Consider the following 15,588-nt stretch of genomic DNA (forward strand, 5'->3'; position numbering starts at 1 on the left):
CTGCACCTATGGCAGCACTCGTCAGGCGCAGCGGGTTCGCCTTCCCCACACGAGTCCGGTACCGGCATGGTCGGTGCCTTGCCCGCAGCTTCCCTGATATCCCTAGGACGGTAACCGGCAATGGTGGCATTGGCGACGGAGCACGTGATCGACGTGCACCACTGGAACGACAGTCTTTTCAGCTTCCGCACCACGCGCGATCCCGGCTTCCGCTTCGACAGCGGACAGTTCGTGATGATCGGCCTGGAAGTGGACGGCCGCCCGTTGATGCGGGCGTATTCCATCGCCAGTGCGAATTACGAGGAACACCTGGAGTTCTTCAGCATCAAGGTGCCCAACGGCCCGTTGACTTCGCGCCTGCAACACCTCAAGCCCGGTGACCCGCTGATCGTCAGCCGCAAGCCCACCGGCACGCTGGTGCTCAACGACCTCAAGCCCGGCAAGCATCTGTACCTGCTGGGCACGGGCACGGGCCTGGCGCCCTTCATGAGCCTGGTGCGTGACCCCGAAACCTATGATCGCTACGAGAAGATCGTCATTGCGCACGGCGTGCGCAACGTCAACGATCTTGCCTACAAGGACTATCTCGAAACTGAGCTGCCGCAGCACGAATACCTCGGCGAACTGGTGCGCGAGAAGTTGATCTACTACCCCACGGTCACGCGCGAAGCGTTCCGCAACCAGGGCCGCATCACCGACAACATCGTCGATGGCGCCATGAGCCAAGCCATTGGCCTGCCGCCGCTCGATCCGGCCACCGACCGCGTGATGCTGTGCGGCAGCCCGTCGATGCTGGACGACACCTGCGCGCTGCTCGATGCACGCGGCTTCCAGGTATCGCCACGCACGCGCGAGCCGGGCGACTACGTGATCGAGCGCGCGTTCGTCGAGAAGTAAGAAACTCCGCAAGACGCGAGCGCATGCACTGCGCTCGCTTTTTTATTTATGCGCTGGGCTATTCCCAGATCTTGTAGATGCGCCCCGTCCCGACGCCTTCCACGCTGCGTCGATACACCTGCCCCACGCGCGCGCCAGGTACCGCCGGAAAGCCCGGAAAATACGGGCCGTAAGCCTCGAATGCCTCGGTGAGCAAGGTGGCGCTCACCGCATTGATGCGCAGGCCGCGCGGCAGCTCGGTGGCCGCCGAACGCACGAAACCCTCGATGGCCGCGTTCACCGTGGTGGCATTGGTGCCCAGCTTGATGGGTTCGTCCGCGGTGATGCCGCTGGTCAGCGTGAACGAGCCGCCATCGCGCAGATGCGAAATGCCCGCCATCACCGCATGCACCTGGCCCATCAACTTGTCCTGAAGCCCGAACATGAACTGGGTCGGCGTGGTATCCACCAGCTCCCCGAAGTGCACGCTACCCGCGGCCGTGACCACCGCATCGAGCTGGCCCACTTCCGCATACATGCGCTCAACGCTGGCCATGTCGGTGAGATCCACCCGCAGATCGCCCGAGTGGCGCCCGGCGCGGATGAGTTCGTGATGGGGCGCCAACGCCCCGGCAACCGCCTGTCCGACGGTGCCGCTCGCACCGATAAGCAGAATTCGCATGAGAGACCTCAGAGGTGCGTCCCGGGATGGAACGCCATGTCCCGCAGTGTCCGTCCTGCGCGGGTCACAATAAACGTGCCATCATTCGACCCATTCCGAACCATAGGTTTCTAATCATGGATACCTTGGCGAACATGGCGATGTTCGTGCGCGTGGTGGACACCGGCAGTTTCGCGGCGGCCGCCGAAGCCAGTGGCGTGTCGCCCACCATGGCCGGCAAGCACATCCGCGCGATCGAACAGCGACTGGGCGCGCGCCTGCTCCATCGCACCACGCGTCGGCAACAACTCACCGAAGTCGGCAGGCTCTACTACGAGCGCTGCAAGCTCGTGCTGGCCGACGTGGAACTGGCCGAGCGCAGCGCCCACGAATTGCAGGCCACGCCGCGCGGCCGATTGCGCATCACCGCGCCCATGAGTTTCGGCAGCCGGCGATTGACGCCCGCACTCACCGATTACCTGCAGCGCTATCCCGACGTCAGCGTCGAACTGTCGCTCGACAATCGCGTGTATGACTTGGTCAGCGAAGGTTACGAGCTGGGCATCCGCATCGGCGCCGTCGACGATCCGCAACTGGTCGCGCGTCCACTGCAGCCGTACCGCATGCTGCTGGCCGCGTCACCGCCATACCTCGCCAGGCACGGCAACCCCACGCGCCCCGAAGAATTGACGAACCACACCTGCCTCGGCCTGACCAACTGGCGTCGCCGCGACCAGTGGCGCCTGCTCGGGCCCAATGGCGCGGAATGCGACGTGCCTGTGCAAGGTCGTCTCTCAGTCGATCATGGCGACGCGCTGCGCGTGGCGGCCCTGCATGGCGCCGGCATCGTGCTGCAACCGGAAGTGTTGCTGGCCGATGATCTTGCCGAAGGAAGGCTGATGGCGGTGCTGCCGGAATGGGCGCCGCCTTCCACACCCATGCATCTGCTCTATGCGCAGGACCGCCGGCCGACCGCGAAGCTACGCAGCATGATCGAGTTTCTACTGGAGCGCTTTGGCGCGAATGCTTCCTCGTAGAAAAGCCGCACTTCACTCGCGCGTGCGGCCCTGTCCTTCGTTGTCCCAATAACCGAACATGCGCCGCGCGACGAGTTTGTAGAGACGCTTGCCGGTGGCGCGCCACAGCAGCGCATGCGGCGCCGGCGTGGCGAGGATGGCGCGCTGGCGTGCCGTCAGTGCATCGGCGCAATACGTGCGCTTGTGCTTGAGCAGATGACGCAGGTCTTCACGCGCCAGCGCGCGGAACAAGGCGCCGCGTTTGCCGCTGGTCCATGCAATCTGGAAGTCGACCAGCGCTGGACGTCCATCCACGCAAACCAGCCAGTTCGGTTCCTTCGCCAGATCGTTGTGCACGATGCCGCGACGATGCAGCCGCGCCAGCAGTCGCAATGCATCGCGGTAATACGCTCGATCGCAGGGCTGCGCATGCTGCATCGGCGCACCGTCGATATAGCCGCGCAGCAGTTCGCGTCCGTTCCATCCCAGCAAGGCGGGCACGCCATCGATGCCGTCGAGCCTGGCCAGTGCGCGCGCCTCGCGCGCGGCGGCGTGGCGCGCCACGGCTCGCGCCCACCAGCGGGCGGCGGCGACGTCGCGACAGATCACGCGCACGCCGTTTCGCTCGGTCATTTCGATACGGCCGAGTTCGTCGCACTTCAAAAGCCTGTCGCGTGAGGTATCCACGCATGCCTCTTCGCCACCCGCAGCCATGCCATTGTCGCCCAACCGATCGCAGCACGCCGCGGCGCCGGCCCGATATGCTGAGCCGTCGCCGATGGAGACGTTCATGCTGGAGATCGCGCTTTACGTGCTGGCCGCGCTGCTGATGATCGGTGGGCTCGCCGGCAACATCCTGCCCGCGTTGCCGGGCATCCCGATGATCTTCGGCGGCATCTGGCTGGCAGCGGCGGTGGATCAGTACCGGCACCTGGGCACGTGGTGGCTGGTGATCATCGGCATCCTGGGCGCCATCGGCGTGGCGCTGGACTTCGTGGCGGCGTCACTGGGCGCCAAGCGAGTGGGCGCCAGTCGGCCGGCGATCTGGGGTGCGGGCATCGGCACGGTGGTGGGCATGTTCTTTGGCCTCGCCGGGCTGATCGCCGGCCCGTTCGTGGGCGCCCTGCTGGGCGAACTGAGTTCGGGCACCAGCGTGCTGCGCTCGGCCCACGTGGGCGTGGCCACCTGGCTGGGCCTGCTCTTCGGTACCTTCGTGAAGCTGGTGATTTCCTCCGTGATGATCGGCCTGTTCGCCTTTGCCATGGTGTTTGGCTGAGGGCGCGACCTTCGGCACATGGCGCGGCCCCGTCAACGCCCTATAGGCTCAGGGGACTCCACCTTCAGGGAAGTCCACATGTCCAAACGTCTCGCCCTGGCACTGGCGGTTTCGCTGGTCGCCGTTGGTTCCGCCCAAGCGGAAACCAAGTCGCCCGCCTGGATCGAACGCAGCAACACCGACGCCAAGGTGCTGCTCGACGTGATGGCGAAGTTCAACCCGGAATTTGCTTCGCAGATCGGCGTGCCCGGCTTCGACGACAAGGTCGTCGACCTGAAGCCCGACGTCGACGCCCGCTCGCGCGCGGCCTTCGTCGACGCGAAGTCCAAGCTTGAGAAGATGCTGGCCAGCGAGAAGGACGACAACGTCCGCCAGGATCTGCAGATCATGATCAAGGCCGTCGATCAGCAGATCGAGGGCATCGATCTCAATCACAAATACATGCTGCCGTACCAGGACGTGGGTCAGCTGATCTTCCAGGGCGAGTTTGTGCTGCTCAAGGACGATGTGGCAGCCAACCGTCGCCCGGCCGCGCTCAAGCGCCTGGAATGCTATGTGGGCAAGACCCCGGGCTGCACGCCGATCGTCGACCTTGCCAAGGCGCAGACCAACGCGCGCATCGGCGAGAAGGACCTGATCGGTCCCTACAAGAACGAAGTGGAGCAGAAGCTCAGCAACACGCAGCGCTATGCGCAGGGCATCCGCCAGCTGTTCGCCAAGTACAAGCTCGACAACGCCGAAGGCAAGGCCGCGCTGGATACGCTGGACAGCCAGCTCAAGGATTACGACAGCTGGGTGAAGTCCACCATCGTGCCGCGCGCACGCGCCGACTTCCGCCTGCCCGAACCGCTGTATGCGTACAACCTCAAGCAGGTGGGCATCGACATTGCGCCGGAGCAACTGATCAAGGAAGCGCAATTCGAATTCGTCGAGCTGCGTTCGATGATGCAGATGATGGCGCCGGTGGTGGCGAAGGAAGAAGGCATCCAGGCCACCGACTATCGCGACGTGCTGAAGGCGCTGAAGACGCAGCAGCTGGGCAAGGATGACGTGGTGCCGTGGTACCACGAGATCATCGGCAAAATCGAAGACACCATCCGCCGCGAGCACATCATCACCTTGCCCCAGCGCAAGATGCAGATGCGCCTGGCCTCGGAAGCCGAAACCGCGGCCGTGCCGGCGCCGCACATGGATCCGCCGCCGTTCATCAACAACCACGGCGAACAGGGCACCTTCGTGCTGACCATGGGCAACCCCAGCGGTGGCAAGTCCGATTCGTATGACGACTTCACCTATAAGGCCGCCGCGTGGACGCTGACCGCGCACGAAGGCCGCCCGGGCCACGAGCTGCAGTTCGCGGCGATGGTGGAGCGCGGCGTATCACTGGCACGCAGCCTGTTCGCCTTCAACAGCGTGAACGTGGAAGGCTGGGCGCTGTATGCCGAATCGGAAATGCTGCCGTACGAGCCGCCGTCGGGCCAGTTCGTGGCCTTGCAGGCGCGCCTGCAGCGTGCGGCGCGTGCGTATCTCGATCCGATGCTCAACCTCGGCCTGATCACCAAGGAACGTGCGCACGATGTGCTGCGTTACGACGTGGGCCTGTCCGAAGCGATGACGCAGCAGGAGCTGGATCGCTACACCTTCAACAGCCCGGGCCAGGCCACTGCGTATTTCTACGGTTACATGCGCCTGCAGCAGACGCGCCTGAACACGGAACTCGCCTTGGGCAAGGACTTCAACCGCCAGGCCTTCAACGACTTCGTGATCGGCCAGGGCCTGTTGCCGCCGGAACAGCTCGCCGAAGCTGTGCGCACGCAGTTCATTCCGTCGCAGAAGAAGAAGTAATCGAACGAGACGAATCGTCCCGTCGACTCAACGAGGCCGCGCTTTCGGGCGCGGCCTTTTCTTTGGCGGCGCGGGTGCGTGGCCACTGCGTTCCAGCCACAGGGCGAAGCGCGCGGTATCACGACGCAAAGCAGGCGGCACGAGGATGTAGTCGCGGCTGGGCGGTTCGTCCGGTCGATGCCGGAACCGGGCTGCGCCTTCCATCGCCAGCAATGCGGGTTGATCTGCAGCGGCCAATCGCAGCGCAAGTCCCTGGGCACATAGCCATGCACACGGCTTTTCGTCGAACCAGGCCATCAGCCCGCCGAACATCGGCTTGAAACGAAGATCGTGCGGACGCCCCAGATGCGTGGCGGCGTCCTCCAGCTCCTTCCGCAGCGACTGGATGTCCGGGTTCACACCGGCGCGTCAGGCAACACGTAGAGCAGCACCGCGAGGTAGTGCAGCACGCTGCCAGCGAGCACGAAGAAGTGCCATACCGAATGGTGATACGGCAGCTTGCGCCACAGATAGAACGGCACGCCGAGCGTGTAGGCCACGCCGCCGGCCAGCAACAACACCATGCCGCCGGTCTGCAGGTGCGCGAGCAAGGGCTTGAACGCAATCACGCCCACCCAACCCATGCCGATATACATAAGTACCGCCAGCTTGCGGTACTTCTTCAGCAAGCCCAACTCCAGCGCGCTGCCCATGATGGCCAGGCCCCAGACCGTGCCGAACAGGCCCCAGCCCCACGCACCCGGCAAGGCGATCAGGGTGAAAGGCGTATAGGTGCCGGCAATCAGCAGGAAAATCGCGATGTGATCCAGTGTGCGCAACACGCGCTTGGCCAGCACGCCGGGAATGGAGTGGTAAAGCGTCGACGCCGTGTAGCAGAGGATCAGCGTGGTGCCGAACACGGCGCTGGCCACGATGGCTCGTGCGTCGCCGTACAGCGCTGCGAAGGCCACCAAGGTGGCCAGGCCCGCGATGCTCAGGAGGATGCCGATGCCGTGGATGACGCTGGCGGCGAGTTCGTCGCCAAAGGCATAGCGCGGAAGAACCGTGCCGGAGGTGGCGGACATGGGGCATCCCTCAAACGAAACGTACTGGAGCGTACGGCCCCGCCACCTTAGGACGCCGGGCGCCATTGAACAAGGGCGCCTGTTGCCAGGTCTGCGCAAACGCAAGGCCATGCGACGCCACGGGCGCCGCGCGCAAGGTGCTACTCGATGATGAAGGCGCCGAACGCCACGCCCAGATCCCAGCCCTTGCCGGTACCGCTGAGCGCGAGCGAGACATTGCCCTTGGTCATCACGCGAGCACCCGCGGAGTTGACCGCACCGGCGTGCGCACCCGCGTCGGCGTAGTGGCCCTTGATCTCGCTGATGCTGCCGATGCCCGAAAACTTGCCCACGCCGTTGGTGATCTGGCTCTTGCCGAAGGTGAGGCCACCGCCCTTCACGCGCAGGTGCACCGACATGCTCTGCCCGTTGCTGCAGTGAACGGTGCCGTTGCCGGTGGCTGTCTGATAGAACACCGACCAGCCCGCGAGATTGAAATTCATCTTGCACTCGAGCTCACCGGCGCGTGCCGGCACGGATGCCATCCATCCGGCGAAAGCCAGCACCGACGCACCTGCGCACTTCCAAACGTTCATGGCGTTTCTCCCTGGAAATCCCCGACCGCCGATACGCGGCGAACAAGTCATTGTGGCCATCGTCAGCCCTCTGCGGCGTGAATGCTGCTTTCACCCGGGATGTACGTCAAAGCAAGCCGCAAAAGCAAAAAATGACATAACCGGGCATCCCCTCTCTCTCCCCCGATGTCCCGGCCTTACCGCCCCGCCATCCTGTGCGGGGCTTTTTTTGTGCGCCAGCAACGCTAGCTACACGGCCACCGACGGCAGGCTCTATGCTGGAGACGGACCGGGAATCGGGAGAGCCGACATGTCATGCATCGACTTGCTGTTGCATCTGGACCATCTGGACCTCGGCGTTGCCGCACCACGCGCCGCCATGGCCTTGGCGCAAAGACTCGGCGCACGGCTCGACGCGCTGTATGTCGCCGACCTTCCCGCCACCGCTTTCAGCCTGCCCGAAGCCGTACCCGTGCAACTGGAGGAAACGCAGCGCCGCGTGGCCGAGGCACTGACCCATGACGGCCGCTGGCAACAAGCGCTGGCTGCCCGTTCGCTCGACGGCCGCTGGCGCGTGACCCAGGGCGATACCGTGCAGACGGTAAGCCAGGCCGCCTCCGGCTACGACATGCTGGTGATGGAACGCAGCCAGAAACGCAGCGATGCGCCGGTGGGCTTCGGTTCCGTGTCGCGTTGCGTATTCGCCAGCGGGCGACCCGTGCTGGTGGTGCCCGATGTCTCGCCCGTCCCCTCGCTCGGCGCCAACATCCTGGTGGCTTGGAACGGCAGCCGCGAATCCGCACTCGCCCTCGCCGCCGCCCTGCCGTTGTTGCAGAGGGCGGACCAGGTGCGCGTGCTCGACGGCAGCGAAATGAATGCCGACATGTTGCCTGTGCTTCCACCGCCAGGGCTGGCCGACTGGCTGCAACGCCGCGGCATCAACGCCCGCATCGACACGCTGGACAGTGGCCCCAGTCACGCCGCCGGGCCCGCGGTGCTGGAGGCGGCCCACGTGCAGGGCGCCGACCTTATCGTGATGGGTGCCTGGAGCCGTTCGCGGCTGGCGCAAATGGTGCTCGGCGGCACCACCCGCCACCTCTTCATGCATGGCGATGTGCCGATGCTGGTGGCGCACTGAAAATCCCGTTTCCGGTCGTCCCCGGAAACTCCGCACAGAATAGCCTTCCATACGGCTACTTGCGCAAGTCTTTTTTTCGGGCTTAGGCTGGAACTGCACCGGCACGATCCCTCCGCGTCCCCACGCGGCGTGCACGGGCTGGAGCCTGCTCGATGTCTTAGCGTGGTACGCGCCGGGAGCTGTTTGCCCGCACGCCAAGGAAGAACGAGGGAGTGTATGTCGATACACGGCCGAGTGATGACGCCGGCGTACGGGCAAACAGACCCGGCCCGAAGGGTTGAGTCAGTGCGTGCCTCGCCAAGACATCGAGCAGGCTCCAAAACTCACATCGCCGTTACGTCAGGAGGTCGCTTATGTCGTCCGCAAGCCTGGCTGTACCCCGTCACGCCCATCCGGACCATGTCCGTATCGCCGCGCTCAGTGTGGCGATAGCCCTCAACCTTGCCGCGCTGCTTGTCCTCATGCGCCCCATGGCACCGCAGTTGGTCGCGCAGGCGCAGCGCATCGTGAGTACGCCGGTCACCTGGATCACGCCAGCGAAGGAGATTCCCCCGCCGCCGCAAATCGAGCTGAAAAAACTGCGGGATCCCAAACCCGTTCCCCACACGCCGTCCGTATCGCACCCGTTGCCGGTGACGCCCCCCGTGGTCAACACCACGGATCAAGGCACCGCGCCTGCGGTCGTCGCTCCACCGACGATTGCGCCGCCCGCCACCGACATCACCAGCGCACCGGTGGAAGCCACGCTCGCCTATCGCGCAACGCCGCTGAAATACCCCGCGCAGGCGTTGCATTCACGCATCCAGGGACAGGTGATCCTGAAAGTGCTGGTGGACGAGAACGGCTTGCCGCAGGACGTAACGATCGAACAAAGCAGCGGCTACACCCTGCTCGACCGCAGCGCACGCGAGCAGGTGCTGAAAGGCTGGAAGTTCGAACCGGCGATGGTGAACGGTCACGCCGTGCGTGCGTGGGCACGCGTGCCGGTGACGTTCAATTTGAACGAGCTGTGAACTGAGTCGCCGCGAGTCGGCGACACCGAGGGGAAGGCCCGGCCTGCATCCAGTGGCAGGTCCGGGCCCTTCCACGGCAAACGAAACGATCAGCGGGCGTTGACGGGCGCGGGGTGCGCCGGGCCGCGCGCGATGCGCAGGATGGCCCATACCACGGCCACGAACAGAATCACCGGCAGGCACAGCGGCAGCAGCGCAAGCGCCACGATGGGCGCCATCACCAGCAGGGCAATGCCGCCGAATACCACGCCGAGCAGCGCGCCAATCACGCTGAAAAGACCACCGATCAAGGTGAAGGTGAGCTTGAACACCAGGCCGATCATGGCGATCGCAAGCCACACACCCACCACCAACATCAAGAGCACGCTCATCGCAAACATGATGTTTCTCCTCCCGGCGTCACTGCCGGTGACCATGGCGCATCGCACCGAGCTTTTGAGGCAGCTGATGCGACTTTCAAGGCCTTCTTGCAGATGATCGTGCGCTTTTGCGGCATGCCGCGCATGTCGCGAAAGTCATGCCTCTCCTTAGGCAAACATCGTCCTCGTGTTACGGGACTTTAACGATACGCGTGCTCCACTGCGCGCCGGTTTCCATGAGTGACTTCGCATGGCCAAACACATGCAACACCTCAAGGCGCTGCGTGATATCGCGTTTGACTATGGGGTAGGCGAACACCCGGATCTTGCCTCGATGGCAAGAGAACTGAGCCGTACGGTTTATCAGAGCAAGCAAGCGCTGGCAGGCGACTTGGCCGACCTGCGGACCCGCAACAGGGGTTTCGAACGCTGGTTGGTGGCGCAGCGCAACAAGCCGGACATCAGCGTGCTGGTGATGGCCTGGCCGGCCAACTACGCCACGCCGATCCACGATCACGCCGGCCTGTGGGGCCTGGAGCTGGCGCTGCATGGCGCGCTTGAAGTGGAGTCGTGGGACCGTGACGAAAACAGGAAGAACCTGCGACTGAGCGGCCGTGACTGGCTGGGTCCCGGGGACGCCACCTGGTTCGACGCCGACAACCGCCATGCCCATCGCTGCCGCAACCTCTCCCGGCACGAAACGGCCTTGACGCTTCACGTCTACGGTGGCGATCTGGCACAGTACCTCACGTACCAACGAGCTGGCGAAGCCGGCCAGTGGACCGCAAGCCCGCAGCGCAGCGCCCTTGCTGGTCGCCTGTACGCTTGAAGCCACATACGTAGAGACGTTTTTTTAAGGGAGTGGCATGTATCGACGGGTCGCCATCATCGGCGGCGGTGCTGCAGCGGCAGCGCTGCTGAGCGAGCTGCTGGAACGCCAGCTGCCGCAGCCGTTGCATCTGGACTGGTACACCGGTGGCGGTAATTCGCCGCGGGGTGTCGCGTATGGCACGCGGTCCGACAAGCATTTGTTGAACGTCCGCGCGGCGTCGATGAGCATGTTTGCTGCCAGGCCGCACGGATTCCTGGAATTCGCGCAACGCGGCGACAGCACCATCGCCGGCACCGATTTCCTGCCGCGCCGCCTCTACGGCGATTATCTCGAGGCGCAGGTGGAACGCGCGCTCGAGAGAGCACGCGCCGCCGGGCATGACGTGCGCGTGCTGCCGTTCGCGGTGGACGCGATCGTGCCGGAGCATGACGGCGTCAATGTCATTCACGGTGAAGAAAGCGCACGCGTCGACGCCGCTGTGCTGGCCATCGGTTCGCTTCCGCCGCAGCCATTGAGTGGCGTGAGCGATGCCGCCCTGGAAAGCGGCCAGTACGTGACCGAGCCGTGGGGTTTCCTCGCACAGGCCAAGCCGGATGCGCGTCCACGCAAGGTCGTACTCATCGGCCTTGGCCTTACCGCCGTGGACGTGTTGCTGGAACTCTCCGCGCTGTGGCCCAACGCCACCTTCGAAGCCATCTCGCGCCATGGCCTGTTGCCGGAACCGCACCTGCAACATGCTTCCGCACCGGCAGACGACAGCAGTGAGCTGATCGAGTCGATGCGCGACGAACCCTACATCCGCACCTGGATACGCCTGCTGCGCGAAGCGGTGGCACAAAGCGCCGACTGGCGCACGATCGTCGACAGCCTGCGTCCGCACACGCCGTCGTTGTGGGCGTTGCTGCCGGAGGTGGAACGTTCGCGTTTCCTGCGTCACGCGCGCTGGGCGTGGGAGCGCGTGCGCCATCGCATGCCGCCTCAGGTCATGGTGGCCATGAAGGCGCTGGAGGATGCCGATCGGCTGCATCGTCGTCGTGGCCGTCTCCAGGCCGTGGACGTGGCCGGTGACAAGCTGCACCTGGATATCCGTCGCCCGCACGGCAAGGGCGTCGAGACGATGGATGCGGACCTGGTGATCCAGACGGTGGGCCTCAATACCGATGTACGCCGCACGCATCACCCGCTGATTCGCCAGTTGTCGACCAACGGTCACGTGACGCCCGATCCGCTGGGCCTGGGCGTCACCGCCACCACGGAAGGTCGCGTCAAGCATGGCGACCACACCTGGCCGCATTTCTACGCCATCGGCACGCTGCTGCGCGGCACGCTGTGGGAATCCACCGCCATGCCGGAAATACGTCAGCAGGCACGCAATCTCGCCGACCGCTTGTTGAAGGGCGGATAAAAAAAGGAGCGCCAGGCGCTCCTTTTTTTGTGGACCCTGTCCAACATTCCTCAGCAGACACCCGATCCCCTCAGCGTCATTCCCGCGAAGGCGGGAATGACGGTCAAGCTGATCCTTGGTGAGAAACCGCGGACTGGCCCTCCGCATGCTCAGGCGATCACCAACCGCTGAGCACCACTTTGCCGATGGTGCTGGCGCTTTCCACCTGTTGATGGGCGCGCCGCAGGTTGGCGGCGTTGATCGCCCCCATGTTCTCGCGCAACGTGGTGCGCAACACACCGGCGTCGACCAGGTCCGCCGCCTCATTGAGCAACTGGTGTTGCGCCTGCATGTCGTCGGTGTGGAACAGCGAGCGCGTGAACATGAGTTCCCAATGCAGCGAGATGCTCTTGGGCTTGAGCAGGGTGACGTCAATCGGCTTGGCTGGATCGTCGATCAAGGCCAGCTTGCCCTGCGGCTTGAGCAGTTCCACCAGCTTGGGAAAGTGTTGCTCGGTATGCGTGAGGCTGAGCACATCGTCCACGCCCTGCGGTGCCACCGCCTTCACCGCGGCCACGAGATCGCCGTGATGATCGACCACGTGATGCGCACCGAGCTCCTTCACCCAGGCCTGCGTGTCTTCGCGCGATGCGCTTGCGATCACCGTGGCGTTGGTCAGCCGGCGCGCCAGTTGGATGGCCATGGAACCTACACCGCCAGCGCCACCCATCACCAGGATGACGCGATGGCGCCCGCTGCTGCCGCGCGGCACGTTGAGCCGGTCGAACAGCATCTCCCACGCCGTGATGGTGGTGAGCGGCATCGCCGCGGCCTGCGCGAAATCCAGCGTGGAAGGCTTGCGTCCCACGATGCGTTCGTCGACCAGTTGGAACTGCGCATTGCTGCCGGAACGATCGATGGCACCAGCGTAGTACACGGCATCACCGGGCTTGAACAGCGTGACATCCGCGCCTACCGCGACCACCGTGCCGGCGGCATCCCAACCCAGCACCTTGTCGGCACCTGCTGGATCGGTACGCCGACGTACCTTGGTGTCCACCGGATTGACCGAGATGGCTTCCACCTTCACCAACAGGTCGCGCCCTTGCGGAACCGGCTGGGGCAGGTCGACATCGATCAGGCTCTGGGGATCGGTGATAGGCAGGATCTGCCGGTACGCAACAGCCTTCATGCAACTCTCCTAGCGAATGCGAAAACTCAGGGAATGATCTTGCGCCGACGAAAGTCGTCAAACAGTCGCGTAAACATGGCCTTGGTTTCCACGTGTTCGTGGAAACCGAAGCGACGCGCCTTGGAGCCGTCGCCAAACATGTCGTAGTCCCACGAAAACACGAAATCGGCGAAGCCCCAGGACGATACCTCGGCATACGCATGCGGCACGAGGCCATGCCGTTCGCCCATGGTGCGCCACAGCGGTTCCTTGTCCGCCATCACGGTGGCCAGCGACAAGGGCAGCGGCGGCGCCACTTCCAGATCGAAGTAGTCGGCGATGAACGGCCACATCTCGTTCCAGCGGAACAGGTCGCCATTGGTGATGTTGAACGCCTGATTGGCGCAGCCAGGCTCGGAGGCGGCCCATACGGTGGCGCGCGCGAGCAGGCCGGCGTCGGTCATTTCCAGCAGGCGGTCGTAAGCGCCGGGCTTGCCCGGAAAACGCAGCGGCAGACCGAGTTCCTTGCTCATCGACGCATACATGGCAATCGCCAGCGCGAGATTCATCGGATTGCCCAGCGCGAAACCGCCTACCACGGCCGGACGAATCGCCGACCAGCGCCACGCCTTGCCCTGCTGGCGATGTTCCAGAAAACGCTGCTGGTCGTGCATGAATTCCGGCGGCATGAAGGCCGCGTCGGTTTCACGCGCGGGCGTCTTGAACGGCCCGAGGTGACCGCCGTAAACCTTGTAGCCCTGCATCAGGCTGATGTGTTGCAGCCGCGTCGCCACCGGCTCGAGCGTGTCGACCACGTTTACCAGCATGGCGAGATTCGGCGGCACCAGTTCGGCCCAGCTGGGGCGATCCTGGTAGGCCGCGTAGAACACATGCGTCACGTGGCCGAGCGCGCCGAGTTTCTTGCGCGCGTCTTCGATGTCGAGCAGATCCACGGCGACATGTTGCACGCGGCCCGCATCGATGCCGCCGCGGCGCGACAAGCCGATCACCTGCCAGTCGTCGAGCGTGGACAGGTGATCGATCAGGTTGCGGCCAATCACGCCCTGCGCACCAACCACCAGGGCGACGTTCGCTTGTTTTGTCATGACGATCCTTCGTGCATTCGTATGAGCAGGATCAGGCGCCGACCGCACACGCCGCCACGCTGCTTGAGCGGCGACGTTCAAGCGCTGCGCTCGCCAGCGTCACCAGCAGACCGAGCAGAGCCACCACCGCGCCGGCAACGCTCACCGAAGGCAGGCCCAGGCCCATGCCGATCATCGAGCCGCCGATGAACGCGCCAATCGCATTGCCGAGATTGAAGGCGGCGATATTGAGCGTGGACGCCAGGTGCGGTCCTTCGCTGGCCTGCTGCACCACGCGCATTTGCAGCGGCGGCACGGTGGCGAACGCTGCAATGCCCCACACGAATACGGTGACGATGGCGGCGATCGTGTTGTGCATGGTCCACGCAAAGGCCAGCATGATCACCGACAGCACCACCAGCACGCCGACCAGCGACGGCATCAGGCGCCAGTCGGCGAGACGGCCACCCAGCATGTTGCCGATGGTGGTGCCCACGCCGAACAGGATCAGCACCCAACCCGTGGCACCCACGCTCACATGCGACACCTGCTGCAGGATCGGCGCGATATAGGTGAACACGGTGAACACGCCGCCGAAGCCGAGCACCGTCATCAGCAAGGCCAGCAGCACTTGCGGCTGACGCAGCACGCCCAGCTCGCGCTTCATGTGCGGCGACGGCAGATCCGGCAACGATGGCACCAGGCGCCAGACGGCGATGGCCGCGACCACGCCCAGCCCGGTGACGGCCATGAAGGTGGAACGCCAGCCAGCCCACTGGCCGAGGAAGGTACCGAACGGTACGCCCAGCACGTTGGCGAGCGTCAGGCCGGTGAACATCAGCGCAATGGCACGCGCCGCCTGCCCCTTCGGCACCACATGCGAGGCCACCACGGCGCCAATGCCGAAGAACGAGCCATGGCAGAACGCCGCCACCACTCGCGCCACCATCAGCACGCCGTAGTTGGGCGCCACGGCACAGAGCGCGTTGCCGAGAATGAACAGGCCCAGCAACAGCAGGAGCGCATTGCGGCGCTCCATGCGGGCCGTGAGGGCCGCCAGCAGCGGCGCACCGGCCGCCACGCCCAGCGCGTAGCCCGACACCAGCAGGCCGGCCGAGGGAATGCTCACGTGCAGGTCCGACGCCACTTCGGGCAGCAGGCCCATGATCACGAATTCAGTGGTGCCGATGGCAAACGCGGCCACCGACAAGGCCAGCAGGGCCAGCCGGGAGGACCCGGCGGCCGCCGTATCGCTACGTTCGGCGGAAAGGGGGGAGTTCATGGGAAGGTTCCAGAAGGAAACGGCCGCCACTT

17 protein-coding genes are annotated in these 15,588 nt (G+C 64.7%); 8 read left to right on the forward strand and 9 right to left on the reverse strand.

Going from position 1 to position 15,588, the window contains the following annotated elements:
* Nucleotides 1-120: 120 nt before the first annotated feature.
* Nucleotides 121-897 carry a ferredoxin--NADP reductase gene (locus ABIC75_RS12795; RefSeq protein WP_354014237.1) on the forward strand — a complete coding sequence of 259 codons (777 nt, stop codon included), beginning with the start codon at nucleotides 121-123 and terminating at the stop codon, nucleotides 895-897.
* A 58-nt stretch (nucleotides 898-955) separates the two neighbouring features.
* On the opposite strand, the gene ABIC75_RS12800 is transcribed toward ABIC75_RS12795, so the two are convergent.
* Entirely contained in the window at nucleotides 956-1,558 is a 603-nt protein-coding gene (locus ABIC75_RS12800) for a short chain dehydrogenase (RefSeq protein ID WP_354014238.1), read from the reverse strand.
* Nucleotides 1,559-1,674: 116 nt separating this feature from the next.
* Here ABIC75_RS12800 and ABIC75_RS12805 point away from each other — a divergent pair, with 116 nt between their 5' ends.
* Complete coding sequence (locus ABIC75_RS12805) at nucleotides 1,675-2,574, forward strand: LysR family transcriptional regulator (RefSeq protein WP_354014239.1); 900 nt, start codon at nucleotides 1,675-1,677, stop codon at nucleotides 2,572-2,574.
* Between the two features lie 12 nt (nucleotides 2,575-2,586).
* On the opposite strand, the gene ABIC75_RS12810 is transcribed toward ABIC75_RS12805, so the two are convergent.
* On the reverse strand, nucleotides 2,587-3,267 hold the full coding sequence (locus tag ABIC75_RS12810; RefSeq protein ID WP_436407925.1) for an RIO1 family regulatory kinase/ATPase domain-containing protein: 681 nt from the start codon (nucleotides 3,265-3,267) through the stop codon (nucleotides 2,587-2,589).
* Between the two features lie 79 nt (nucleotides 3,268-3,346).
* On the opposite strand from ABIC75_RS12810, the gene ABIC75_RS12815 reads away from it, so the two are divergent.
* Together ABIC75_RS12815 and ABIC75_RS12820 are read left to right on the forward strand one after the other, a co-directional pair.
* On the forward strand, nucleotides 3,347-3,829 hold the full coding sequence (locus tag ABIC75_RS12815; protein ID WP_354014359.1) for a DUF456 domain-containing protein: 483 nt from the start codon (nucleotides 3,347-3,349) through the stop codon (nucleotides 3,827-3,829).
* A gap of 78 nt (nucleotides 3,830-3,907) precedes the next feature.
* Nucleotides 3,908-5,674 (forward strand): DUF885 domain-containing protein, encoded by a 1,767-nt coding sequence (locus tag ABIC75_RS12820; protein WP_354014241.1) that lies wholly within the window; start codon nucleotides 3,908-3,910, stop codon nucleotides 5,672-5,674.
* Between the two features lie 27 nt (nucleotides 5,675-5,701).
* On the opposite strand, the gene ABIC75_RS12825 is transcribed toward ABIC75_RS12820, so the two are convergent.
* The 3 genes from ABIC75_RS12825 to ABIC75_RS12835 all read right to left on the reverse strand — a co-directional run bounded on the left by ABIC75_RS12825 (nucleotide 5,702) and on the right by ABIC75_RS12835 (nucleotide 7,313).
* Nucleotides 5,702-6,073: a TfoX/Sxy family protein gene (locus ABIC75_RS12825; protein WP_354014242.1), complete on the reverse strand. Its 372-nt coding sequence runs from the start codon at nucleotides 6,071-6,073 to the stop codon at nucleotides 5,702-5,704.
* Nucleotides 6,070-6,738 (reverse strand): PAQR family membrane homeostasis protein TrhA, encoded by a 669-nt coding sequence (gene trhA / locus ABIC75_RS12830; protein ID WP_354014243.1) that lies wholly within the window; start codon nucleotides 6,736-6,738, stop codon nucleotides 6,070-6,072. The genes ABIC75_RS12825 and trhA overlap by 4 nt, the downstream gene beginning before the upstream one ends.
* 140 nt (nucleotides 6,739-6,878) lie before the next feature.
* Entirely contained in the window at nucleotides 6,879-7,313 is a 435-nt protein-coding gene (locus ABIC75_RS12835) for a hypothetical protein (RefSeq protein ID WP_436407918.1), read from the reverse strand.
* Nucleotides 7,314-7,602: 289 nt separating this feature from the next.
* On the opposite strand from ABIC75_RS12835, the gene ABIC75_RS12840 reads away from it, so the two are divergent.
* Both ABIC75_RS12840 and ABIC75_RS12845 read left to right on the forward strand, forming a co-directional pair.
* On the forward strand, nucleotides 7,603-8,430 hold the full coding sequence (locus ABIC75_RS12840) for a universal stress protein (protein ID WP_354014244.1): 828 nt from the start codon (nucleotides 7,603-7,605) through the stop codon (nucleotides 8,428-8,430).
* Between the two features lie 353 nt (nucleotides 8,431-8,783).
* Nucleotides 8,784-9,443, forward strand: coding sequence for an energy transducer TonB (locus ABIC75_RS12845; protein ID WP_354014245.1), 660 nt, complete (start codon nucleotides 8,784-8,786; stop codon nucleotides 9,441-9,443).
* A gap of 89 nt (nucleotides 9,444-9,532) precedes the next feature.
* On the opposite strand, the gene ABIC75_RS12850 is transcribed toward ABIC75_RS12845, so the two are convergent.
* Nucleotides 9,533-9,823, reverse strand: coding sequence for a hypothetical protein (locus tag ABIC75_RS12850; protein ID WP_354014246.1), 291 nt, complete (start codon nucleotides 9,821-9,823; stop codon nucleotides 9,533-9,535).
* A 229-nt stretch (nucleotides 9,824-10,052) separates the two neighbouring features.
* On the opposite strand from ABIC75_RS12850, the gene ABIC75_RS12855 reads away from it, so the two are divergent.
* On the forward strand, nucleotides 10,053-10,631 hold the full coding sequence (locus ABIC75_RS12855) for a cysteine dioxygenase (RefSeq protein ID WP_354014247.1): 579 nt from the start codon (nucleotides 10,053-10,055) through the stop codon (nucleotides 10,629-10,631).
* 37 nt (nucleotides 10,632-10,668) lie between these two features.
* Nucleotides 10,669-12,039 (forward strand): FAD/NAD(P)-binding protein, encoded by a 1,371-nt coding sequence (locus ABIC75_RS12860; RefSeq protein ID WP_354014248.1) that lies wholly within the window; start codon nucleotides 10,669-10,671, stop codon nucleotides 12,037-12,039.
* Nucleotides 12,040-12,196: 157 nt separating this feature from the next.
* On the opposite strand, the gene ABIC75_RS12865 is transcribed toward ABIC75_RS12860, so the two are convergent.
* Genes ABIC75_RS12865 through ABIC75_RS12875 form a run of 3 tightly spaced genes read right to left on the reverse strand, consistent with a single transcriptional unit; the run spans nucleotide 12,197 to nucleotide 15,556 of the window.
* Nucleotides 12,197-13,210 (reverse strand): zinc-binding alcohol dehydrogenase family protein, encoded by a 1,014-nt coding sequence (locus ABIC75_RS12865; RefSeq protein WP_354014249.1) that lies wholly within the window; start codon nucleotides 13,208-13,210, stop codon nucleotides 12,197-12,199.
* Nucleotides 13,211-13,236: 26 nt separating this feature from the next.
* Entirely contained in the window at nucleotides 13,237-14,295 is a 1,059-nt protein-coding gene (locus ABIC75_RS12870) for an SDR family oxidoreductase (protein ID WP_354014250.1), read from the reverse strand.
* 31 nt (nucleotides 14,296-14,326) lie between these two features.
* Entirely contained in the window at nucleotides 14,327-15,556 is a 1,230-nt protein-coding gene (locus ABIC75_RS12875) for an MFS transporter (protein ID WP_354014251.1), read from the reverse strand.
* Nucleotides 15,557-15,588 lie beyond the last annotated feature (32 nt).

The sequence above is a fragment of the Dyella japonica genome (genome assembly GCF_040545895.1).
GTDB lineage: Bacteria > Pseudomonadota > Gammaproteobacteria > Xanthomonadales > Rhodanobacteraceae > Dyella > Dyella japonica_D.